This is a genomic window from Thalassobellus citreus (assembly GCF_044385915.1).
Lineage (GTDB): Bacteria > Bacteroidota > Bacteroidia > Flavobacteriales > Flavobacteriaceae > Thalassobellus > Thalassobellus citreus.
This window is the reverse complement of sequence record NZ_JBISCC010000126.1, coordinates 120,253-144,087: the sequence shown is the minus strand read 5'-3', so window position 1 is coordinate 144,087 and position 23,835 is coordinate 120,253. Positions and strand designations below refer to the sequence as shown.

Genomic DNA, 23,835 nt, shown 5'->3' with positions numbered 1-23,835 from the left:
ATTTAATTAAATATTTGTTCTAGTATGGTTCTTGTTATTAAATATGTTGGTCTAACACCAGATGTTCCTAAGCCTCCAGAGGCTAATGTTGCTCCTGTTTCTAATGGGTTATCACTGGCATAATACGCATATCTTACTTTTACATTTTCACTGATACTTCCTCGTACTTTAGAGGCTGCTTGAATGGCTTTTTGGTAGTGAGCCCCTTCCATTTCTAAGCCAATTACATTCCATGTGGAATTATAAAAGAATTTCAAAATATCCTTATTTTGTAAAGACGTACCCAAAACAGTTATCATAGCACCTTCATAAATACCAACACCTTGGTTTTCTAAATGTTCTCTTTTTAATTCGTTCTCAAAAGGATAATTATCTGCAGTACCCTCAAAAATATGGGCTGATGGTATCATGATATCGCCTTTACCTCCTTCTAAAATGCCCGCTTTACCCATAATAGATAAAGACTCTACATTTAAATGAATTTTATTTCCTTTGGATTTGTATGGCTTCAACAACTCATCAATCGTTTCATAAGCCTGTTCTCCAAACGCATAATCCATGACTAATATAACAGGTTTGGTTTGATTTAAAACCGACTCTGTTGCTTTTATATCTATTTTAGAAAGGTCTAATTTACTTGTGTCAAAAATTTGAACATCTATATTTGCTCCAGATGAGTCTTTGATATAAATCATTCCGTTTACCAACGCTTCTTTGCTAACTTTATTGCGAAGATCTACATTTTCTTTTTTGCTTATAGATTCATAAACCTCAAAAATATCTTTTTTTGACACCAAAGATTTTAAAGCACTTGGAGCAAAAAGGGTATTCATAACACTATGCATATTGGCACTAATAATATGAATTGGCCTTTCTAGTAAATCGTGTTTAAAAAGCACTTCTTTTATACCATCTGCCCAAATTTCACCATGAATATGATGCCCAATACGCTCTCTTAATACGGGGCTAAATGTAATGGTTCGCTTATTATCGTTTACCAACTCTTCTATAGCTAATTTACCCAACCAATAAACAATATGAAGTAACCTTTCTGGTTGCTTTGTTGTAGCAAACTCATTATAAACAGTTTTTAACTCTTCAAAGGTTCGCCCTAAAATATTAGCTGTATGCGTAAGTGCTACTTCGCGTTCTTCGTTTGTAAGCTTCTTTTTTGATAAAACTGCTTTTTCTAATTTTATCCAATCTCTTGTAGTTGCTCCATCTTCATTAATTAAGACACGCGAGCTAATTTTATGAGACTCTACAAAAAGGAATGTTAGATGCGTTAAAATATCATAAATCTCAGATCGCCCTCGGGTAATCTCAATATTCATTTGTTCGTCATCAATTCTATAGCAATTACGACGTCTTTTTTCTGGAATAATAGGTTTAAAATGAGAATTCGAATACCCTTCATCACTTGTTAAATTAATAAAAGTACATTCCTCAATACCTACAGGAAGTCTATCAATCACATAAAGCAAACCTTCTAATTCTGCTTTTTCTTCACCTATAGAGCCATATATTTCTGGACGCAAAAGCAATAATGCTTCTCTAAGCGTTTCACCAGAGACCCCCATAGGCTTATAAAACCCACGGTTAAACAAATGGCGCATAGTAATATACATCCTTTCAATGGCATTGGAGCTTTCTTGAGCTCGTGTTCTTGCTTGATGTTTTTTATTACTCATACCTTTTATAACTGGTCAAAGATACTATTATTTGGCTTAATTATCGTGCGGAAAATCCTCAACAATTTTTCTGTCGTTTGATAATCTTGGAATTTTATTTTGCCCACCTAATTTACCAACAGATTTCATATAATTTTGAAATCCGCCTTTTTTCACCTTAGTAATTTTAAGAGGTTGTAATACCTTACCCTCTATTAAATCGAAATAATAAGAATTTTGTTTTTGTAGTGATTCGTCTATTTTTTTCGCTAAAGCGGAAAGATTTTCTGGTTCATTTTCAAATTCTACAAACCATTCATGATAAGGTAGACCTTCCTTTGGGTCTATTTGAGGCGCTACAGTAAACTCTGAAACTCGTATCTTTGTATTTAAAGTCGCTTCTTGCATCGCTTGCTCTACTTCTTTTCCAATTACATGTTCGCCAAAAGCAGAAATGAAATGTTTAATTCTGCCTGAAACAATAACACGGTATGGTTTAATAGAAGTAAACTCAACCGTATCACCAATATTATAAGCCCATAATCCAGCATTGGTTGAAATTATCATCACATAATTTACGCCAATTTCAACATCTTTAATTGTAATTCGTTTTGGGTTTTTATTAAAAAATGCATCGGCTTTAATAAACTCATAAAAAATGCCTGAATTTAATTGTAATAGCATCCCTTTATCACGCTGCTTATCTTGAAAAGCAAAAAAGCCTTCACTTGCAGGATACAATTCGATACTATCAACTTTTCTACCAATTAAATTTTCAAACTTGGCTCTGTAAGGCTCATAATTAACACCTCCGAAAATAAACAAATTAAAATTCTTAAAAATATCACCTACTTTTTTTCCTGTTTTTTGCTGAAGTTTTTCAAAATACATTTGCACCCACGAAGGAATACCAGAAATAATGGTCATATTTTCAGGAAGCGTTTCTTCAACTATAGCATCTACTTTAGTTTCCCAATCTTCAATACAATTGGTTTCCCAAGATGGTAATCTGTTTTTTTGAAGATATTTAGGTACATAATGCGCTACAATACCAGAAAGTCTACCTAATTGAACTCCATTTTGCTCATTAAGAATGGGGCTTCCTTGAAGAAAAATCATTTTTCCATCAACAAATTTGGCATTACCTGTTTCATGAATATACATTAAAATAGCATTTCTCGCCGCTTCAACATGAGTTGGCATGCTTTCTTTAGTAATAGGAATATATTTTGAGCCAGATGTTGTTCCAGATGTTTTTGCAAAGTAAATAGGCTTTCCTTTCCAAAGTATATTGTCTTGTCCTGCAACTACTTTTTCAACATACGGTTTTAAAGCTTCATAATCTCTTACGGGAACTCTTGAAATAAAATCCTCATAATTATTTATACTTATAAAATCATGATCTTTTCCAAATTCGGTTCCAGCAGCATTGGCTATTAAATCTTCAAATACTTTTTGCTGAATTTCAATAGGGTTATTTGCCCACTTTTGAATTTTTTTATAAACACGTTTTGCAAAAGGTTTTGCTAAAGCAGACTTTAATGAAATCATTTATTTAAAATCGATAAAATTTGTTGGGTTAATAGGGTAACCATCATTCCAAAGCTCAAAATGTAAATGAGGTCCTGTTGAAAGTTCTCCTGTATTTCCTGCGGTAGCAATAACTTCTCCTGCTTTTACTAAATCGCCTTGAGATTTTGTTAATGACGCATTGTGTTTATATACAGATATAAGTCCGTAACTATGCTCTATTAATATAACATTACCTGTGTTAGCTGTCCATTCTGCAAAAATAACAATACCATCTGCCGTGGCTTTTATAGGCGTATCTTTTGCAACAACAATATCAACAGCATAGTGTTTTTCTTTTAAATTATAAGGTTCACTAATGGTTCCACTTACCGGTGGGAATAATACAAAATTTGATGATGTTGCCGATTCAAATAAGTTATATTTATCTTCTTTATCTACTTTTTCTCGTAAAAGCGAATCTTGAGCTATAGGTTTTAAATCAACTTCACTAGCTTCTAATTTAACGGCTTCTACAATGGAATCTTTATTAAAATCGGCAGCACTTAAATCGCCTTTTAATACTTTTTTTATGGAGGCAAAATACCTATCATTCATAGCAATTACTTGCTGTAAAGAATCGGTTTTATAATTTAACTCTGTAGCTTTCTTTTTTAATGCTGTTGAAGAATACCCAGGAATATACTCTCTAAGTGGTGTAAAAGCTATTATAACATAAGTAATAGCTATTAAAAATATAGCCGATAAAGAACCTAATACAAACACATTTAAGCGCGTTAATTTAAGAGACAACCGCTCTTCAAAAGTGTTTTCGTTAAGTATAACAAGCTTATACTTATCAAGTAGTTTATGTTTTATTCTTTTTGGCTTCTTTTTCTCTTCCATCTTAAAAACAAAAATAAATAGAATTTATGAAAGACACCTCCCTTTAAACAAAGTATAACAATCTTGAAACTCTCTTTATGCTAAAGTTATACTTAAAACGGCATTATTGAACTTTAATTATTAACTTTGCACTACAAAATTAAAAATTATGATCTCATTAAGTATATTTTTAGGAATGGTTGGCCCTTGGCAATGGGTTATAATAGGATTAGCGATTTTACTTCTTTTTGGAGGAAAAAAAATACCTGAACTAATGAAAGGTTTAGGAAGCGGTATTAAAGAATTTAAAGATGCTAGCAAAGAAGAAGAAAGTAAAAAAGGCAATTCTAAAGAATAAGAGTTAAAGATATTTATCAAATAAAAAAAACCAACACAATGTGTTGGTTTTTTTTATGCTTAATTTTAAACATGTTCTTTATATAAAACCATTATTTTTCAATCTTAATAGATTTTATAATAGCTTCTAATTCGAATATATATTTACGTTTTTCTACAGACGGTGCATAAACAAAACCTTCGGCTACTACCCATCTATTGTTTATTTTATCTTCAATAGCATAGTTAATATAAGGCCCTGCCATAACTGCATTTTTAACTTCCCACATCCCTTTTGTTTCTAATGTAGGCTTATTGTCTAAAATAATTTCTGTATTGAAAGGCGTATATGCATTTTCAGTAATCATATACGAGCCTTCTACAGGACCTGGAATGTATTTCTTTCCAATAGAATCTCTAACTCTTACAACCTGCTCAATAATGCTTGAATCTTTTTTAATAGCATTTAAAGGTAATTCATAAAGTAAAATATTAACATACCCTGTTCTAATATCTCTTTTTAACCAATAAAACTTATCGTCTTTAGTGGCTATTGTTTTTCCTATTCTGTAAGCAGTTGGAAATTCAATATTTAAACCTAAGTTTTCTTTTATTTCTTTCGCATCATATAACGCTATTCTTGTTTGCTTTTGCTTTGCAAGTATTTCAGTATTCTTAAACGATTCTATTATTTTAGACGCGTTATCATTAAGTAGTTTAATAACCTCTTGCTTTGTTTTACCAGAAACTGTAATTACTTTTTGTGGTTGTGCATACACATTATTATTAAATGTTATGCCTGGTTTTTTACCCATTTCTATTTTTAAAATGGTTCTGTTTTGTGTAATAAAACCAGAAAATACATGTGTAGGTATTTGATTGATATTAAAAACAGGCTCTTCTTGTGGCAACCCATAAATAGGAGATGCTAATACATTCCTAATAGCTTCTCCAACGCTTCCTTCCCACATGTCGTTGCTTACTACAACCGAAACATCGTTTATTTTCCCACTTGAGTCTAAAAGAATTCTTTTATTTGGTTTTTTGTCGCCACAAGACATTACTAATAATAATGATAATGCAGCTATAAATAAATGACGCATAATAAAGTTAGGTTTTAAAGAATTATACTTTTGAAATTTTAAGTTTCATTCCTGGTTTTAATTTATTACCACTAATATCGTTCCAATCTTTAATATTTTGAACAGAAACTCCAGAAAATTTTTGAGAAATACTCCAAAGCGAATCTCCGCTTTGTACGGTATAGGTTGTTATGTTTCCTGAAAGTGGTTTTGATGTTGTTTTTTTTGTTGTCGTTTTAACTGTTGAAGTAGATGGAGCTACATAAGGTTTTCGAGGGTAAATAGTTAATCGTTGACCAATTTTTAAATTATTGCTACGTAGTCCATTCCATCTTTTTATATCACTAACTCTTACTCCGTAAATTCTAGAAATTCTCCCTAAATAATCGCCAGATTTTACTCTATACCTAATTCTATCATTAGCATTAAAAAACTTCGGTAATGGCTTTTCTCGCTTAGCAAATTCTGCTTTTGCAAAAGCATAAATACTATCTTCATTATTTACAAATTTACCAACAACTTCATTAGGCAATCGCAACGCATAATTTTCTCCTTTAATAAATGGAATGATATCTAATTTATACGATGGATTCAAAAATTGAAGTTGTTCAACTGGAGTTCCTGTAACTTCTGAAACTTGATCGAGCGTAATCATTTCTTTGACTCTTACGGTGTCGGTTTCAAAATATGCTACCTCAGGTTTCATTTTCTTAAATCCATGCTCTTCAGCATATTCAAAAATATACATATTTGCTAGAAACGCGGGTAAATACCCTGCCGTTTCCCTTGGTAAATTATGACGAATATTCCAGTAATTTTGATAGCCTCCAGAACGCCTGATAGCTTTTGAAACATTTCCTGGTCCAGAATTATACGCAGCTAAAGCCAAATCCCAATCGCCAAAAATTTCATATAGTTTAGACAAATATTTTGAAGCGGCTTCAGTAGATTTTATTGGGTCGCTTCGTTCATCTACATAACTACTAACATCCAAACCATACATTTTGCCTGTAGCAAACATAAATTGCCATAAACCTGTAGCTCCCACCCTAGATTTTGCTCTGGGCTTTAAAGCAGATTCTACAATTGCTAAATATTTTATTTCTAAAGGAATATTATAATTATCTAATTCCTTTTCAAATAGTGGGAAATAAAACGCACTTAAAGTTATTAGCTTTTGTAAATGCTTCCTTCTATGCTTTAAATACGATTTTATAACACTTTCTAATGCTGGATTATATTCCACATTAAAGGGTGTTCTGGCATCTAATTCTTTTAATCTTACTTTAAGTGTATCAGTTGGTAATTCTGGATAATCAATATCTTCAAAGGTAAGTTCTGTAACCGATTTATAAATAGTATCATACAACGCTGTACTGTATAATTCTTCATACCATTTTTCATCAAACTGAGCGGCTAATTTATTATCTTTTAAATTTTTAATTGAAAAACTATCCGTTTCAACTTCAAGAACCTTAATAAGATTAACCTTTCCATCTATTACGGAATCCTTAATGCTAATTGCTTGTGAAGAAATAGAATCTTGATTTTGAGAAAAACAAGTTCCAATATTGAGAAGAAATAATAGTATAAAAAAACGAAAAGCCATAAAATCAAGTTCAGTTTGTTATTGAACGATATTATGGCTAAAATCGTATTTTTTAAGGGAATTTGAAAACTAAATAGCGTTTATTCTAAAATAGCAGCAATTCCAGGAAGTGTTTTACCTTCTAAACTTTCTAACATAGCGCCTCCACCAGTACTTACATAACTTACTTTATCTTCAAAACCAAACTGTTTTACAGCAGCTACAGAATCGCCTCCACCAACAAGTGAAAAGGCTCCATTTTTAGTAGATTCGGCAATTGAATTACCTAACTCGATTGTTCCGTTTGCAAAACTTTCCATTTCGAAAACACCAAGAGGTCCGTTCCAAAGTATAGTTTTAGATTCCATAACAACATCATGAAATAATTTAATAGATTTTGGCCCCGCATCAACACCTTCCCAACCATCAGGAATTGCAGTAATATCTACTACTTGTGTATTTGCATCGTTACTAAAATCATCGGCAGCAACAACATCAACAGGTATATGAATTTGTACGTTTTTCTCTTTTGCTTGCTTTAAAATATCTAAAGCCAATTCCATTTTATCGTCTTCACAAATAGAATTTCCTATTTTTCCGCCTTGAGCTTTAATAAAAGTAAACGACATACCACCACCAATAATTAAGTGATCTACTTTATCTAGTATGTTTTCTATAATTGTAATTTTTGAAGACACCTTAGCGCCGCCAAGTACAGCTAAAACTGGCTTTTCACCCGTTTCCATTACTTTATTTATACTTTCTATTTCTTGTGCTAATAAATTTCCAAAGCATTTTTTACCTTCAAAAAATTGAGCAACAATAGTAGTTGAAGCGTGTGCTCTATGCGCAGTACCAAAAGCATCATTTACATAAACGTCTCCTAATTTAGAAAGTTTTTCAGCAAATGCTTTATCGCCAGCAGTTTCTTCTTTATAGTAACGTAAGTTTTCTAATAATAAAACTTGTCCTGGTTCTAAACTAGCAGCTGCAGCTTCAACATCTGCTCCAATACAATCTGCTACAAATTTTACTTCTACACCTAAAATATCTTCAACTTTAGCTGCAATATGCTTTAAAGAAAACTCCTCTTGAAATCCTTTTGGTCGCCCTAAGTGAGACATTAAAATACAGCTTCCACCATCTTCTAAAACCTTAATAATTGTTGGTTTTGCAGATACTATTCTTGTTGCGTCTGTTACTTCAAACTTGTCATTTAGTGGCACATTAAAATCTACACGAATTAATGCTTTTTTATTTTCAAAATTAAAATCATTAAGAGTTCTCATCTGGATATTGTTTTGTTTTATAAGTAATTATTTCACAAATGTAACTAATTAAACGCCCCTTTCAAATGTGTTTTTTTACGAAAACGATTGAACCTATTAAGAATTATAAAAAAACTTTATTTCTTTTCATATTTTTCATTTTAATGACGATGAAATAGCTTATCCACAATTTTTTTCGAATGATCTAAATTTTAAGCAAAACCAAAAAAATTATTTCGTTTCGTTTTTAAATTTCAAAATGAAAAAATTCATTTACTTTTGTTTTTATGCTTTTTCAAGATGTTTTAGGACAAGATCACATTAAAAACCATTTAACAACAAGTGTTGATAATGGTAGAATTCCTCATGCCCAATTATTTGTTGGTAACGAAGGTACAGGTACTTTGCCAATGGCTATTGCTTATGCGCAATATATTTTATGTAGTAACACCAATGGCGAAAATAACACAGGAAATGAAGCCTGTAACCTAAAGTTTAATAATGTTTCGCATCCCGATTTACACTTTGCTTTTCCGGTAACAACTACCGATAAAGCGAAGAGCCACCCTGTTTCTAGTCATTATTTAGAAGAATGGCGCCAACTTTTAAAAGAACAACCTTACGGTAATTTATTTGATTGGTACAAACTTTTAGGTGTTGACAATAAACAAGGGCAGATTGGTGTTGATGAAGCTCATGATATTGTAAAATCACTTGTTTTAAAGTCTTATGAAGGCGGTTATAAAGTGATGGTAATTTGGATGGCAGAAAAAATGAATATTGCCTGTGCCAACAAGCTTTTAAAACTTATTGAAGAGCCACCAAACAAAACCATTTTTATTCTTATTGCTGAAGACGAAGAGCAAATAATTAATACCATACGGTCGCGTTGTCAAATATTACATTTTCCTCCTTTAGCAGAAGACGTTATTAAAGACGCTTTAGTAAAACAGTATAATTTATATATGAATGTTGCTACTAAAATAGCACATCAATCTAACGGAAATTATAATAAAGCTTGCGATTTGGTATATCAAGATTCTGAAGATATTCAGTTTGAAACTTGGTTTATTTTCTGGATTCGAAGTGCTTTTAAAGCCAAAGGAAATAAAGCTGCAATACACGATTTAATATCTTGGAGTGAAGACATTGCTAAAACAGGGCGTGAAACTCAAAAGCAATTTCTTAATTTCTGTTTAGATTTTTTCCGTCAAGCCTTATTACTAAATTACAATGCAACAGATTTAGTGTATTTAGAACCTAAAACAGAAAAGTTTAAACTAGAAAACTTCGCTCCTTTTATTCATGGTAATAACATCATGGATATTTCTAACGAATTACAAGACGCTATATACCATATTGAGCGTAATGGAAATTCTAAAATTATTTTAACTGATTTGAGTATAAAACTGACTCGATTACTTCATAAAAAAGCGGAGTAAACAAAATAAAAAAACTTGCTAAAATCTCTTTTAACAAGTTTTTAATTATTTGATAATCAATTCAATACAATCTATTCTTCTTTTTTAGCCTCTGCATTTAATGCTTCTAAAATTGTCTTTGTTAAATCATTTTCATCGGCACCATACATAACCGTTGCAGCAGCATCACTAGTTCCTAAAATGTAAGTATAGCCATTTGTTTTACCGTAGTCTTTAACAAAATCTTTTACCTTAACTATTACTGAATCTATTTCTGCTTGAAAAGATTGTTGTAATTGTTGTTGCTCAAACTGCATTTGCTGTTGTAACTGTTGTTGCTTTTGTTGTAAACCCCCCATTAATTCTTGATATTTTTTCTGAGATGATTTTTGAGCTTTTGCTTGAGTATTTTGAGCTTCTACTTGAAATGCTCTACCAATACTATCTGCTCTTTTTCTAAAAGCTTCTTCCTTTTCTTTAAATCTAGCTTCTAAGTCTATCTTTTCTTGGTAATCATTAATAACGGTTCCATTATCTACAAAACCAATTTTATTTGGCTTTTCACAAGAAGCTAAAACTAACATAGCTAAGGCAACATAAATAATTTTTTTCATCTGTTTTATTTTATTCGTTTCTATTTGGTTGATTTTTTTTTAATTCCGAACAAATGTAATAAAGTAAACTATAATGTGAAACGGAATTATTTTGAAATATATAATTCTTAAAATAAATTAATGTTAAGTTCTACTTAAAAAACATTTTAGACAATTTTTAACTTGAAGCCTCTAAGCTTACAATTTAACCGAAAAGGAAAATACACTTCAAAAACGGCTTTATAATGATTTCTTATACCTTCAACACAAACAAATAGGCAAATCTTATTAAAAACAAGCTTAAATAAAGCGTTTTAAGACACTTTTAAAAAATCAGCTTACGTTTAGACAGATGCATTCAACAAAAGCTAACATCGTTTACAGAAATGTGTTTTACCTGTTTTTAATGATGTAAATTAAAGATGAAGCTTCTTTTGTCTTAAAAGATTTTAAATTTGAAAGTAACCCAATCCAAAACCCTTTAATAGGATTCATTTTTCCAGACTTATATTTTTCTGAAAGCAAGCTCACATAAAAAGCATCAAACAACATAGGTTTTACTTTTTCTACTTTCATAGATGCTTTTGAGACTAATTTAGAAATAGATTCTTTATTAAAATGCCAAAGGTGTCTTGGCACATCAAAAGCGGCCCAATAATTTTTATAATATAAAGCATCGTAACTTTTATAATTAGGAACCGCAATTATTAAAGTACCGTTTGGTTTTAGTAATTTTTTAATAATAGTTATTTGTTCTTCTAAATTTGGTAAATGCTCCAACACATGCCAAAGCGTAATAACATCAAAACTTTCCAATTCAAAAATTGAAAGCTGCTCTGTATTAAAAACTGAGTCGTTTGTTTTTTTATTTGCAATATTTCTTGCCTGTTCGTTTGGCTCAATTCCGGTAACATTCCAATTATTATCTTTCGCTGTTTGCAGAAAATCGCCTGTACCACATCCAATATCTAATAAGTTTTTAGTTTCTGAAGGAAAGGAATTAATTAGCTTTAATTTCTTTTTTAAAGAGATGGTTCTAACTAAATGATATACTTTTTCAAAAAGATTTCTTTGTGAATCTGTATGCGAAATATAATCTTCACTTTCGTAATATTCGGGTAATTTATCTAAAGATGGTTGCGGAGTAGTTTCAAGAAAACCATATTCTGAATTCTGAATTAATTCAAATTCTTCACCTGAAACAGAATAATCTTTTACTTTTAAATACGCTTGATTTGAGTTTTGTTTTGCCACGAATTCACGAATGTTATTTATAAAAAATATCTTTTAAATACAGATTCCTGTCTACGCAAGAACGACAATATTTTATCTAAAATGTTTTATGTTCCACGTGGAACGTTTATAAACAAAAACCATTTTTTTTAAATTTATCTTCCCATATAAACTAATAATACAGAAATATCGTTAGGAGAAACACCACTAATTCTTGATGCTTGAGACACCGTTGTTGGTTGTATTTTTTTAAGTTTTTCACGTGCTTCAAAACTCATAGATTTAATTTGTGAATAATCAAAATTCTCAGGAATTTTTACATATTCTAATCTAGTTAGTTTATCTGCATTGTTTTTTTCTTTAGCTATATATCCAGAATATTTAACTTGAATTTCTGCTTGCTCAATAACTTCGTTATCTAAATTATTATCTTGAATATACTGTTCTACAGCATTAAATTTCCTAACATCATCAATCGTAATATTAGGTCTAGAAAATATCTTAAACATCTTATCTGATTGTTTAACAGGAGAAGATCCTTTAGATTCTAAAACAGGATTAGCCTCTTCTGGTTTTACACTTGTATCAGCAAAAAACTTAACAAACTTTTTAGCATCATTATGTTTTTGCTCCATACGCTTAAGTCGCTTTTCGGTCGCTAAACCAATTTCAAAGCCTTTAGGAGTTAATCGTAAATCGGCATTATCTTGACGCAACAAGGTTCTATATTCAGCTCTTGAGGTAAACATTCTATAAGGCTCTTCTGTACCTTTAGTAATTAAATCGTCTATTAAAACACCTATATAAGCTTCATCCCTTCTTAGAGTAAAAGGTTCTTTTTCTTGAGTTTTTAAACTTGCATTTATACCCGCCATTAAACCTTGAGAAGCTGCCTCTTCATATCCTGTAGTGCCATTTATTTGACCAGCGAAATACAAACCTTCAACCAACTTAGTTTCTAACGTATGCTTTAATTGTGTAGGTGGAAAATAATCATATTCTATAGCATAACCAGGTCTAAAAAATTTAACGTTTTCAAAACCAACCACAGAACGCAAGGCCTTAAATTGAACATCTTCTGGAAGCGATGTTGAAAACCCATTCACATAAACCTCACAGGTTTTCCAACCTTCTGGTTCTATAAATAATTGATGCCTATCCTTATCTGCAAATCTATTAATCTTATCTTCAATAGACGGACAATAACGTGGACCTAAACTTTTAATTCTACCGTTAAACATTGGCGATCTATCAAAGCCTTCACGAAGTAAATCATGAACCTCAAGACTCGTATAAGTCATGTGACAAGAACGTTGATTTTCTAAAGATTTTGTAATATCTAAATAAGAGAACTTTTCAGGATTAACATCACCAGGTTGCTCAACCATTTTAGAATAATCTAAAGAACGTCCATCGACTCTTGGAGGTGTTCCTGTTTTCATTCTACCAGATTCAAAACCTAAATCAACTAGCTGCTCGGTAATTCCTGTTGCAGCTTTTTCACCTGCTCTACCTCCGCCAAAATTCTTATCTCCTATATGTATTAATCCATTTAAAAAAGTACCATTGGTAAGCACAACAGATTTAGATTTTATCTCAACACCTAAAGATGTTTTTACACCAACTACTTTATGATTTTCCACTAACAAACCAGACACCATTTCTTGATAGAAATCAAGATTAGGCGTGCCCTCTAAAAGCAATCTCCAGTCTTCTGCAAAACGCATTCTATCACTTTGCACCCTTGGACTCCACATGGCAGGTCCTTTTGATTTATTAAGCATTTTAAATTGAATAGCAGACGTATCAGAAACAATACCACTATATCCACCAAGTGCATCAATCTCTCTTACAATTTGTCCTTTAGCAATTCCACCCATAGCAGGATTACAAGACATTTGTGCAATGTTTTGCAAGCTCATGGTAACAAGCAGTGTTTTGCTTCCCATATTGGCAGCAGCAGCAGCAGCTTCACTTCCTGCATGACCTGCACCAACAACTATAACATCATAAACCTCGTTAAACATAAGTACTCTATTTTATATATTTCAAAGACGTTTCGACTGTGCTCAACGTTACATTTAAATTTCAATTTAACATGTTCCACGTGGAACATATTACTAATTTTAGTTTGCAAATATACGTTGTTTATTGAATACTAAACCAACTGACTCAGGTAGTGGTTTTCCTTTTCACGCATAACCTTAGCCTCTTCATCCGTTTTATCTTTATAACCACAATAATGAAGCACTCCGTGTATAATAACGCGCTTCAATTCGTCAGTAAAAGACACATTAAAATCTTTAGCATTATCGGCAACTCTTTCTACAGAAATAAAAATATCACCCTGTATTAATTTTCCCATGGAATAATCGAAGCTAATAATATCTGTTAATGTATCATGACTCAAAAACTCTACATTTAATTTATGCAGATAATCATCATCACAGAACACATAATTGATTTCTTCAAGTTTGTGTGATTCTGATGAAATAGTATTTGAAATCCATGAAGAAATAACAGACTCATCTTCTAATATAAAATCTGTTTCGTAATTAAAACTAATCATTTGCTTGCATAAAATATTCTTGCACTTTCTTTTTATAAACTTGCTGCAAAGGTAATGCTTGTCTATTCAATATTTCAGTAGTTTGGAAATATTGTTTAGCTGTTGGAATTTGATTATTAGAATTGTTATTAAACTCATTTATATTAGTTTCAGATTCCCTTTTATCATCTTCACCTTGCTCAAAAGCAGCATTCTCCATTTTTAATAATTGATGCTTTAACTCCATCATTTTTTGAAGTGTTTCATTAGTGAAACCTTTATTTAACAAATCAAGCTCTACCTCTTCCATTTTTTGCAATAAATCTTTACCATTTCCGGATTTACCTATTCCATCTTTGCCTTCTTTACCTTCTTTTGCTAATCTCTTTGCTAATGCATTTCTTAATTCTTGTTGTTGCTGATAAATTTTATATAATTCACCACTCATACCCTCATTAGATCCTTCGCCTTCTCCACCAGTACTTTTACCATCTTCCACTTCTTCACCTTTACCATCACCTCTTTTCTTTCCTTCTTTACCATCATTACCTTTATCTCCAGCCTTTTTTCCTTCTTTATCTCCTTTACCATCTTTAGGCTTGCCTTCCTCGCCTTTTTTCATGCCCTCTTTCATCATTTCATTAAGCTGTTCTTGACTCATAATTATATCTGGAAGTTGCATATCGCCGTCACCACCTTTACCTGGAGACATACTCATACTTTCTTGCATATTGTCTTGAACATCACTTAAAAAATCTGCTAAATTATTAGCAGCAGTAATAACAAATTGCTGATTAGACACACCTTGATATAATTGATTTTCTGCTAAAAGATTTAACGCTTTATCTATATTATAAAACACCTCTGTGATTTCTTTATTTACTTTTTCTGAAATTTTTGGCTGTCTTAAAGACAAAGCAAACAAGCTATCATCAACATGTTCAAAATGCTCTTTTAACTCATTTTGTTTTATTAAATACGATGAAAATTTATTATGGTTAACATCAACAGATTTAAAATGATTCATAAGCGCCTCCTGATCGAAAGAAAAAAGCACCAAATTATCTAGAACTTGTCGCAACATTTCCATATCTTCTTGCATTTGTTCGCCTCCAGAAGCTTGCATTGCACTAGACATTTTTGCACTCATTTTTTTCATTTTTTGAGCGGCTTTCTTCTGGCTTTTTTTAGCGTTTTGTAAACTTTCTTTGGGCTGATCTTGATTAGCATCTTGAGCTTGTTTTTCTTCCTCATTTTTTTCTAAGGAATCGGAAGCATTTTTTTGCTCATCATCAATTTCTTTTTCGTCTAATTTATCTCTAGGAATATCAATGGGCTTTTTTAATTCCTTGCTGTCTTTTTCTAAATCTTCAATTTGTTTTTTAAAATCTTCAAAAGCATTATTTAATTCATCTTGATTTTCTTTAGTGTTTTCTTCATCAGATTTATTAGAAAGTTTTTCTTGTTCGTCAGCTAATTTCTCTAAATCATCCTTAAGTTTTTCTAGTTTCTTTTCTACGTAAAAACGTTTTGTTAATTCTAATAACTGTTCTAAACTTCGTTTTTTGTTTTTATTTTGTTTAGCAAGTTCATCTAACTTTTTTACTAATTCTTCTTTCCCTATTTTCTCATGGAGTTTTTCAAGTTCCTCTAAAAGTTTTTCATCTTTTTGAAGTTTCTCTTCATTCTCTTTTAATCGTTCTTTTAAATCTTCTTTAAATTGATCGTCCTTTGGATTCTCTTTTTGAAATTCTTCTAAATTATTTTTCAGTTTTTTATTGAAACTTTTCATCATTTCGTCTTGCTCTTTTTGACGCTTGAAAAATGATTCTAATTTCTTTTTATCGTTAAAATTTAAAGTAGATTTCTCTTTACTAGTTTTTGTTAACTCTTCTAACTTTTTATCTTGTTCTTCAAATTTCTTTAAAGACTTATTCAAATCTTTTATAGACTCGCTTTGCTGTTTCAAATTCTTTTCAGCTTCTTCGTTTTTGGTTCGTTTTCTATAATTAAACGCATTACTCTTTACGCTTTTACGACCGTTAACTAAATCATTATCAAACACTTGAAAATATAAACTATAAGGAATTCCAGCTTCAATCTCTAAATTATTAGGAAAGGCTGTAATGAAATCTGAAATATTAGAATTGGAGAAGTCTAACGTTTTAAACGATTTATTACTCTCATTATCAGACGGATAATAAACCAATTGTAGTTTACTAAAACCATAATCGTCACTTATTTGACCGTAAAAATATAAGGTTTGCAAGTCTAAAGTATCCTTTTCTACTTTTATCTTAATCTCAGGATATTCATCCTTTATAACATCAATATTAAAATCTAAATTTTCATAGTTTTTTAAATTTTTATTACTCGTGCTTAAGGTATAATTGTAATTATTAAAAACTTGTTTCTTAGCTTCAAAAACACCTTCTTTATCAGCATTAAAACCAATAGTATCTTTGGCAAACAAATTAACCTCATCGGTTGCTTTTGTTTTAAGTTGCCAAATAATTTTAGTGCCTTCAGGAACAACAGCGTTACCCGTGCTTTTTAAAACGGCGTCTTTCTTTTTGGTATAATTAGGATAATCTAAAACCATTTCGAAACTTAACAAAGAAGGCACTTCTACGACACTAAGCGTATAAGGTTTAGAGGTTATATTATTTGCAGTTAATTCAAACTGAATATTCGTTTTAGGTTGTGTAAACACATATTCAAATTCACCAATGTTTTTCTGTTGTAAAAAGTAAGTTTCATTATTATAAACTATTTGAGCAGATTCAGGCATCACCTCGCCTGCTACTTTTACAATCAACTTAAAATCTTTATTTTCAATTGCATTTAAATCATCATTCACTACAAAAAACTGAAACGGTGCTGGCGGTTCGTAAGCCGTTTTGTAATGGACCACACGTTCGTAACTATTGCTAAACCAATTAGAATTTCCTGTTAAAAATGTAATCAATAAAATTAAAACGGGTATAATGGCGTATTTAAAATAGCTGATATTTTTCTTAAAATTAATAGCCAATTTAAAAGGAATTGGATTTAACTCTAAAGATTTCTGTTCGATACTAGCTAATAATAATTCCGACTTCGTTTCATTTTCATTTAGCTGAAGGACATTTAATAATTTATCGCTTACTTCAGGAAAATGTAAACCAATAATTTTAGAAGCATCTTTATAATTTATTCCTTTTTGAAGTTTAAATAATTTGGCTAACGGAAAAAAGATAAACTTAACAAGCAAACCAAATTCTACAATAATAAATAGCCAAAATAGAATGGTTCTCGCCGTTGTATTTAGCCATAAAACATGCTCGATAAATAAAGTGAAAAGAAAATATAGTAAGCCAATGGCAAAAAACAAAATAGCACCTTTAAACAATTCATTAGTATAATAACGCCTAATAAATGCTTCTAACTTACTTTGTATGTTTTCGAAATTATTCATGATTTGGGTAAATTTCCGCCTTCAGAGAAATGAAAAAAACTAATTTAATAGACTAAACTACAATTTTATTTTTTACAAGATTTATAATTGTGTGTTAATTAAGGATTATGCTTAATAAAAAGCAAAAACTTACGACTTCTAGTTTCGGTCTTCTGTCTTAATACATATCTTTGCAACAAATTTACAAAAACATGACTAAAAATGTTCGTGTGCGTTTTGCACCAAGCCCAACAGGACCACTTCATATAGGAGGTGTTCGTACAGCGTTATTCAATTATTTATTCGCTAAAAAACATAACGGAACTTTTATTTTAAGAATAGAAGATACAGACCAAAATCGTTATATTGAAGGTGCCGAAAAATATATTATTGATGCTTTAAATTGGTGCAACATGCCTTTTGATGAAGGCCCAGGAAAGAATGAGAAATTTGGACCATACAGACAAAGCGAACGTAAAGATTTATATAAGGCTTACGCCGATGAATTGATTGCTTCGGGCAACGCTTACTATGCGTTTGATACAGCTGAAACATTAGATTTTCATAGAAAAGACCACGAAGCAAAAGGAAAAACATTTATCTATAATTGGCACAACCGCTTAAAATTGAGTAATTCTTTATCGCTTAGCGCGGAAGAAGTACAAACTAAATTAGATGCTGGTGATGATTATGTGATTCGTTTTAAGAGTCCGCAAGATGAAACATTACATCTTACAGATATTATTCGTGGCGATATTAAAATTGATACAAATATTTTAGACGATAAAGTATTGTTTAAAAGTGATGGTATGCCAACCTACCATTTAGCAAATATTGTTGATGACCATTTAATGGAAATCTCGCATGTTATTCGTGGTGAAGAATGGTTACCATCTTTAGCATTACACTATCAATTATACAAAGCTTTTGGTTGGGAAGCTCCAGAATTTGCACATTTACCGCTTATTTTAAAACCTACAGGAAAAGGAAAACTAAGCAAACGTGATGGCGATAAATTAGGGTTCCCTGTTTTTCCATTACAATGGACAGATCCTAAAACCAACGAAGTGTCTAGAGGTTATAAAGAAGATGGTTATTTTGCCGATGCTATGGTTAATTTCTTATCATTTTTAGGATGGAACCCTGGAACGGAACAAGAAATTTTTAATCTTGATGAGCTTATTGAAGCTTTCGACTTAAAGAAAGTAAACAAATCGGGAGCACGTTTCGATCCTGATAAAATTAAATGGTTTAACCACCATTACATGCAAGAAAAATACAATGAGGATTTAGCTCAAACTTTTAAAAATAGCCAAGCAGAACTCTCTGAAATTGATGTTGAATACATAGCTTTAGTTATTGGCTTAATAAAAGAACGCGCCACTTTTGTCTCTGATTTTTGGAACTTAAGTCATTTCTTTTTTACCGCACCAACATCGTATGATGAAAAGGCTTCTAAAAAAGCCCTTAAAGAAGGTACTGATGTTATTATGGATCAAGTAATTTCTATTGTAAATACTATTGAAGATTTTACTGTAGAAAACCTTCAAACCGAAATTAAAGGTTGGATAACTTCCAACGAAATTAGCTTTGGAAAAGTTATGATGCCTTTACGTTTAGCATTAGTAGGTGCTTTACAAGGTCCTGATGTGTTTGATATTATATACATGATTGGTAAAAATGAAATGATTAAACGTATTGAGAATATTGTAAAAACACTATAATTATAACCAAAAGTATAGTATAAATTATAAAGCCTCTTCATAGAAATATGGAGAGGTTTTTTGTTGAACTACATCTCTAGTCAGAAAAAAGTTATAAATTTGTAAGCAAAGTATACAATACTTAAAATACATGAAATTAACATCTCTAAGATTCAATAAGATATTATTAATATTTACAATATTAATTACCTTATCAAATTGTAACTATGAATTCTCAGAAGACTCATTTATTGAAGTTTCCGAAAAAAATCCAACGGCAGCTATTAACCTAAAAGATCTAAGCGAAAACCAAATAATTTACGTCTCAACAAAAATCAATTTTAACTATATTGGAAATAACAAGCACCTACTTTATGAAATAAAAATTTATATCGATAACGTTGAAATACAAACTAGCACAATTAACACTGGAGATTTTATTATTGACGCAGAATCATTAGAAGATGGTAATCATATTTTAAAAATTGAGTATATTTTTTCTTCAGGGTCTGGTAGTTTAGCGGATGTAAGTGGTGTTGAGGCTTATATTAAAACTGAAGAATACAATTTTATCATTGACAAATCTCCTCCTGAGACTGTTGTTATGAAAAGTGCAGAAATTATTGATGGTTCACTTTATGTTACTTGGAATCCGATATCAAAAAGAAATTTTGATAAGGCTAAACTAATAATTTCTAATAATGATGTTGTTATTAGCTATTTAGATCTAAAAATTCAAGAACTCTTAGAACTAAGTTATAATGAAACAAATGTTATTAGGTATTCACAAAGCTACAAAAATGGTGATAACTTTAAATATCAAATCTATCTTGAAAATTCTAGGGGAAATACAATAAGTAACAAAGTAGGTGTTTTCATTAAACCTTTTAAGGTGCAAAAGATAATATTAAACGAAAATCAATATAAATTAATCATTCCTAAACATCCACTTTATAGTAATTTCGACTATTATTCTTTTGATGACATTTCCAATAATTTAATACATAAAGTAAGTTCACATGGAGGTGAAATTGTAGTAGATGAACCTATTAAATTTCCTAATTATGATGGTGGTTTTAGCTTTACCTTATATAAAGAATCTGAGAATGAAGATATCTATAAAGGGTCATTATTTATTCCTAATTCCTATAATAAAGAATTTGATTATGATAGTAGCAGTAGTCATGGAGAGTTTCTTTATAATCAATTTGATAATTTTATTTATGTTTTAAGAACGGGGTCAAGTAGAACTTCTACAGATTATATTACTATTGAAAAACTAGATTCCGAAACCTTAGCACTCGTTGAAACGAAATTCATTACCACAAAAGGTGTTAATTATGCCCGAGATTTAACAATTACTTCTACAGGTAACTTAATAATAGATGTACTAGATATTTCATATCTAGTCGAGGGTAATAGTCTTTCAATTATAAATCAATGGAAACTATCAGACTTTGGAGCACAAACTGGAAGTATCAAATATCGAAATAATATCATAGTTATCGAGCAAAATAATCAGATAAGCTTTTATGATTCAACAACTAAAGAATTATTTTATAATACCAGTAAATCAGGTTATTTTAAAATATCTGATGATGGTAGATATTTCTACATCAACAATGCTTTTTTCGAAATAAAGAATAAAGTTATAAATGAAATAGTTAAAACTAATACCAACTACGATGTCAATTTGGTTGAATTCATCGTAAATCAAAACAAATGTGTTTACAATTCATATGATGGAAACCCAATTATATTTGATTTGATTACTAGAACAAAATCAACTTTAAGTGATTTTACAAGAATTAACATTATGAATTATGACAATGCAACAAATAAGTTGTTATTTGTTAGAAGTGAATTTGGTCAAAGTAATACACAACCATCTTATGCATACGTTTATGATCTTACTACCACAAACTTCAAAAGAATTGAAGTGAAAAATGTTGTTTCTATATGGAGTCCAAATGAAATCCCTAGAGCTTATTGGTTACAAAGCGGTAAACTAATTTATACATATAGCATGGGGTTTTATTTAGATCATTACATAAACGAATAGAATGAAAAAGCAAATAATATTATTTTTGTTATCCTGTATAAGTTTAATAAGTTATAGCCAAAATGGAGGTGTTTTTATTGAGCTAAATTATAATACATTTTCACATGCTTCTTTAAAATCTTTTCAGCAAGAATTTATTAAAGACATCCCTGAAATACCTATAGAGGTTAATGATAATTTCCCTTCAAATATTGGTTTTACTCTAGGTTATAAACTAAGCAATATTAATACGTCCCTATTTTTTAGTTATAATTCAACAGGAGGAAAAATATCATATTCCGATTATTCTGGAGTTATAAGAATAACTCAGCCTTTGAATGCTTATGCATTTGGAGGCGAATATCAAATTAAATTATCTAACTCTAAAAAAGGTTTTAGTATAGCTATAAGAGGCTTTAGTATGTTGTCAAATTTAAAAATTGAAAATTACACTCAAATCTTAGAAGATATCACTAATGAAAATATAAAATTCCAATCTATGAATTTCGGCATTGGAGGAAGATTAATTTATGAATATCCTTTGTCGTTTTTTATTATTAAGGCCTCTCTAGGGTTTGATATTACATTTGGTGGCACATTAAAATTCAAAGAAAATAGCGATTATTATTTAGAGAATAATAATGAAGATAAAGTTAAAACTAATTGGTCAGGTTTAAGAACTGGTCTAGGTATAGAAATTCCAATTTAGTTTTTTTGATAAACTAATAGTCTCCCCATTTTTCAAATTACCAACAATAACGTGTCTTATAAAGTTAAAAAACTACAAACACTAAAACAAAACCATAGCACCCAAAACCAACATGGTTTGGTTTCCTTTAAAACGATCACTTCCACCAACTGTATCTAACTCTTGATTTTCTAATTTCTTTAAAATATTTGTAAAGCCATAAAGGTATTGAGCTTTTAACTTAAAATTCTTAATACCAACTGATGCACCAATGGCTCCATTTAAATTAAATTGAGAAATATCGGCAATGTCTTCAGCTGTTAAATTATTATAATTATTTATAAAATAAGCTTCTTGACCTTTCTCTTTAAATTCTAATTTACTATTGTATTGTAACATTGGGCCAACATCAATAGTAAAATGTTTTGGAATCACTTTTATATGCCCTAATAATGCTACTTGAGCAGCAAACATTTTGTAATCTATAAATTCATTAGAAGTACTAGAAATATTTGGTCTGCCTAAAATTCCTATAGTACTTTCAGATAGTTGCATACCAAAACTTATATTATACCAACGATGAGGAATATCAACGATTGCCAACAAACCACCCATAAAACCATCGCCTTGTTTTGTTGTAAAATTATTAGTTGTAATATCCAATTTTGTTATGCCTCCAAAAATGCCAATACCATTACTAATTCTATAATTTCCTTTTTGTGAAAAACTTTTTGTAACAAAACATAGCATTAGAACTACTAATAAGAGAAGTTGTACTTTTTTCATACTAATTTTAGGGTTAAATGGACAAATATAACTTAATTTAGTAAATCAATTTTCTTAACCATTTTAAATAACATATTATGAACTTCATTTACATTCCACTCATTCTTATTGGATTATTTATTTTAATCTCATTTGCTTTTACAGTTAAACAACAAACCGCTGCAATTATTGAACGTTTTGGAAGGTTTAACGCCATTCGTCATTCTGGTTTACGCTTTAAAATTCCTTTAATAGATAGAATTGCTGGTCGTATAAGTTTAAAAATTCAACAATTAGATGTTATTGTAGAAACCAAAACTAAAGATGATGTATTTGTAAAACTAAAAGTATCAGTACAATACAAAGTAATACGCGAAAAAGTATATGAAGCTTTTTATAAATTAGATTATCCGCACGAACAAATAACCTCTTATGTATTTGATGTAGTACGTGCCGAAGTTCCTAAAATGATTTTAGATGATGTATTCTTAAAAAAGGATGATATTGCCATTGCTGTAAAATCTGAATTAAATGATGCTATGATGGAATATGGTTACGATATTATTAAAACCTTAGTAACCGATATTGATCCTGATGCACAAGTAAAAGAAGCCATGAACCGTATTAATGCAGCCGATAGAGAAAAAACGGCGGCACAATATGAAGGTGATGCTGCTAGAATTTTAATTGTTGAAAAAGCAAAAGCTGAAGCAGAAAGCAAACGTTTACAAGGACAAGGTATTGCAGATCAACGTCGTGAAATTGCGCGTGGTTTAGAAGAATCTGTTGATGTATTAAATAGAGTTGGAATTAACTCTCAAGAAGCTTCTGCATTAATTGTTGTGACTCAACATTACGATACTTTACAGGCTATTGGACAAGAAACAAATAGTAACTTAATTTTGTTACCAAACTCGCCTCAAGCAGGAAGTAATATGTTAAACGATATGGTTGCCAGTTTTACAGCAAGTAACCAAATTGGAGAAGCCATGAAAGATGCTAAAAAGAAAAAAGAAGAGTAAATCTCATTTAAATAAATAACTGAAAGCCTTGAAATTAAATTTTCGAG

Annotated in this window: 18 protein-coding genes; 6 read left to right on the top strand and 12 right to left on the bottom strand. The window is 30.6% G+C overall.

Annotated features, from left to right (window positions below; translation table 11 throughout):
* Positions 1-2 precede the first annotated feature (2 nt).
* Genes ACH5TX_RS13045 through ACH5TX_RS13035 form a run of 3 tightly spaced genes read right to left on the bottom strand, consistent with a single transcriptional unit; the run spans position 3 to position 4,085 of the window.
* Complete coding sequence (locus tag ACH5TX_RS13045; RefSeq protein ID WP_439339937.1) at positions 3-1,691, bottom strand: DUF6909 family protein; 1,689 nt, start codon at positions 1,689-1,691, stop codon at positions 3-5.
* Between the two features lie 36 nt (positions 1,692-1,727).
* Positions 1,728-3,221, bottom strand: coding sequence for a GH3 auxin-responsive promoter family protein (locus ACH5TX_RS13040; protein ID WP_439339936.1), 1,494 nt, complete (start codon positions 3,219-3,221; stop codon positions 1,728-1,730).
* Positions 3,222-4,085: a M23 family metallopeptidase gene (locus ACH5TX_RS13035; RefSeq protein ID WP_439339935.1), complete on the bottom strand. Its 864-nt coding sequence runs from the start codon at positions 4,083-4,085 to the stop codon at positions 3,222-3,224. It abuts the gene before it with no gap.
* 148 nt (positions 4,086-4,233) lie between these two features.
* On the opposite strand from ACH5TX_RS13035, the gene ACH5TX_RS13030 reads away from it, so the two are divergent.
* Complete coding sequence (locus ACH5TX_RS13030; protein WP_439339934.1) at positions 4,234-4,422, top strand: twin-arginine translocase TatA/TatE family subunit; 189 nt, start codon at positions 4,234-4,236, stop codon at positions 4,420-4,422.
* Between the two features lie 91 nt (positions 4,423-4,513).
* On the opposite strand, the gene ACH5TX_RS13025 is transcribed toward ACH5TX_RS13030, so the two are convergent.
* From ACH5TX_RS13025 to ACH5TX_RS13015, 3 genes are all read right to left on the bottom strand, one after another.
* Entirely contained in the window at positions 4,514-5,503 is a 990-nt protein-coding gene (locus ACH5TX_RS13025) for a DUF4837 family protein (protein WP_439339933.1), read from the bottom strand.
* A gap of 22 nt (positions 5,504-5,525) precedes the next feature.
* The gene (locus ACH5TX_RS13020; RefSeq protein ID WP_439339932.1) at positions 5,526-7,091 is read right to left on the bottom strand and encodes a LysM peptidoglycan-binding domain-containing protein; all 1,566 of its coding nucleotides are present in this window, start codon (positions 7,089-7,091) and stop codon (positions 5,526-5,528) included.
* A gap of 80 nt (positions 7,092-7,171) precedes the next feature.
* A complete protein-coding gene (locus tag ACH5TX_RS13015; protein WP_439339931.1) occupies positions 7,172-8,359 on the bottom strand; it encodes a phosphoglycerate kinase in 1,188 nt (395 codons plus the stop codon).
* Positions 8,360-8,625: 266 nt separating this feature from the next.
* Here ACH5TX_RS13015 and ACH5TX_RS13010 point away from each other — a divergent pair, with 266 nt between their 5' ends.
* Entirely contained in the window at positions 8,626-9,780 is a 1,155-nt protein-coding gene (locus ACH5TX_RS13010) for a DNA polymerase III subunit (RefSeq protein ID WP_439339930.1), read from the top strand.
* A 71-nt stretch (positions 9,781-9,851) separates the two neighbouring features.
* Here ACH5TX_RS13010 and ACH5TX_RS13005 read toward each other — a convergent pair whose 3' ends face one another.
* The 5 genes from ACH5TX_RS13005 to ACH5TX_RS12985 form a co-directional block, all read right to left on the bottom strand.
* The gene (locus tag ACH5TX_RS13005; protein ID WP_439339929.1) at positions 9,852-10,373 is read right to left on the bottom strand and encodes an OmpH/Skp family outer membrane protein; all 522 of its coding nucleotides are present in this window, start codon (positions 10,371-10,373) and stop codon (positions 9,852-9,854) included.
* Between the two features lie 372 nt (positions 10,374-10,745).
* On the bottom strand, positions 10,746-11,606 hold the full coding sequence (locus ACH5TX_RS13000; RefSeq protein WP_439339928.1) for a class I SAM-dependent methyltransferase: 861 nt from the start codon (positions 11,604-11,606) through the stop codon (positions 10,746-10,748).
* 134 nt (positions 11,607-11,740) lie between these two features.
* A complete protein-coding gene (mnmG, locus tag ACH5TX_RS12995) occupies positions 11,741-13,612 on the bottom strand; it encodes a tRNA uridine-5-carboxymethylaminomethyl(34) synthesis enzyme MnmG (RefSeq protein WP_439339927.1) in 1,872 nt (623 codons plus the stop codon).
* A 131-nt stretch (positions 13,613-13,743) separates the two neighbouring features.
* The gene (gene ybeY / locus ACH5TX_RS12990; RefSeq protein WP_439336313.1) at positions 13,744-14,154 is read right to left on the bottom strand and encodes an rRNA maturation RNase YbeY; all 411 of its coding nucleotides are present in this window, start codon (positions 14,152-14,154) and stop codon (positions 13,744-13,746) included.
* Positions 14,147-17,590 carry a DUF4175 family protein gene (locus ACH5TX_RS12985; protein ID WP_439339926.1) on the bottom strand — a complete coding sequence of 1,148 codons (3,444 nt, stop codon included), beginning with the start codon at positions 17,588-17,590 and terminating at the stop codon, positions 14,147-14,149. Before ACH5TX_RS12985 ends, ybeY begins: the two co-directional genes overlap by 8 nt.
* A gap of 191 nt (positions 17,591-17,781) precedes the next feature.
* Between ACH5TX_RS12985 and gltX the strand changes: the two genes are divergently transcribed.
* The 3 genes from gltX (at position 17,782) to ACH5TX_RS12970 (ending at position 22,022) form a co-directional block, all read left to right on the top strand.
* Entirely contained in the window at positions 17,782-19,293 is a 1,512-nt protein-coding gene (gene gltX / locus ACH5TX_RS12980) for a glutamate--tRNA ligase (RefSeq protein WP_439339925.1), read from the top strand.
* Between the two features lie 130 nt (positions 19,294-19,423).
* Complete coding sequence (locus ACH5TX_RS12975; protein ID WP_439339924.1) at positions 19,424-21,334, top strand: hypothetical protein; 1,911 nt, start codon at positions 19,424-19,426, stop codon at positions 21,332-21,334.
* A 1-nt stretch (position 21,335) separates the two neighbouring features.
* On the top strand, positions 21,336-22,022 hold the full coding sequence (locus tag ACH5TX_RS12970; RefSeq protein WP_439339923.1) for a hypothetical protein: 687 nt from the start codon (positions 21,336-21,338) through the stop codon (positions 22,020-22,022).
* Positions 22,023-22,103: 81 nt separating this feature from the next.
* On the opposite strand, the gene ACH5TX_RS12965 is transcribed toward ACH5TX_RS12970, so the two are convergent.
* Entirely contained in the window at positions 22,104-22,787 is a 684-nt protein-coding gene (locus ACH5TX_RS12965; RefSeq protein WP_439339922.1) for a hypothetical protein, read from the bottom strand.
* A gap of 77 nt (positions 22,788-22,864) precedes the next feature.
* Here ACH5TX_RS12965 and ACH5TX_RS12960 point away from each other — a divergent pair, with 77 nt between their 5' ends.
* Entirely contained in the window at positions 22,865-23,788 is a 924-nt protein-coding gene (locus ACH5TX_RS12960) for an SPFH domain-containing protein (RefSeq protein WP_439339921.1), read from the top strand.
* Positions 23,789-23,835: the final 47 nt, after the last annotated feature.

Coding starts and splice junctions, on each gene's coding strand:
- ACH5TX_RS13040 (WP_439339936.1), bottom strand. CDS start 3,221: ATGATTTCATTAAAGTCTGCTTTAGCAAAACCTTTTGCAAAACGTGTT.
- gltX (WP_439339925.1), top strand. CDS start 17,782: ATGACTAAAAATGTTCGTGTGCGTTTTGCACCAAGCCCAACAGGACCA.
- ACH5TX_RS13035 (WP_439339935.1), bottom strand. CDS start 4,085: ATGGAAGAGAAAAAGAAGCCAAAAAGAATAAAACATAAACTACTTGAT.
- ACH5TX_RS12975 (WP_439339924.1), top strand. CDS start 19,424: ATGAAATTAACATCTCTAAGATTCAATAAGATATTATTAATATTTACA.
- ACH5TX_RS13005 (WP_439339929.1), bottom strand. CDS start 10,373: ATGAAAAAAATTATTTATGTTGCCTTAGCTATGTTAGTTTTAGCTTCT.
- ACH5TX_RS13020 (WP_439339932.1), bottom strand. CDS start 7,091: ATGGCTTTTCGTTTTTTTATACTATTATTTCTTCTCAATATTGGAACT.
- ACH5TX_RS13030 (WP_439339934.1), top strand. CDS start 4,234: ATGATCTCATTAAGTATATTTTTAGGAATGGTTGGCCCTTGGCAATGG.
- mnmG (WP_439339927.1), bottom strand. CDS start 13,612: ATGTTTAACGAGGTTTATGATGTTATAGTTGTTGGTGCAGGTCATGCA.
- ACH5TX_RS13015 (WP_439339931.1), bottom strand. CDS start 8,359: ATGAGAACTCTTAATGATTTTAATTTTGAAAATAAAAAAGCATTAATT.
- ACH5TX_RS12970 (WP_439339923.1), top strand. CDS start 21,336: ATGAAAAAGCAAATAATATTATTTTTGTTATCCTGTATAAGTTTAATA.
- ACH5TX_RS13010 (WP_439339930.1), top strand. CDS start 8,626: ATGCTTTTTCAAGATGTTTTAGGACAAGATCACATTAAAAACCATTTA.
- ACH5TX_RS12965 (WP_439339922.1), bottom strand. CDS start 22,787: ATGAAAAAAGTACAACTTCTCTTATTAGTAGTTCTAATGCTATGTTTT.
- ACH5TX_RS13025 (WP_439339933.1), bottom strand. CDS start 5,503: ATGCGTCATTTATTTATAGCTGCATTATCATTATTATTAGTAATGTCT.
- ACH5TX_RS13045 (WP_439339937.1), bottom strand. CDS start 1,691: ATGAGTAATAAAAAACATCAAGCAAGAACACGAGCTCAAGAAAGCTCC.
- ybeY (WP_439336313.1), bottom strand. CDS start 14,154: ATGATTAGTTTTAATTACGAAACAGATTTTATATTAGAAGATGAGTCT.
- ACH5TX_RS12985 (WP_439339926.1), bottom strand. CDS start 17,590: ATGAATAATTTCGAAAACATACAAAGTAAGTTAGAAGCATTTATTAGG.
- ACH5TX_RS12960 (WP_439339921.1), top strand. CDS start 22,865: ATGAACTTCATTTACATTCCACTCATTCTTATTGGATTATTTATTTTA.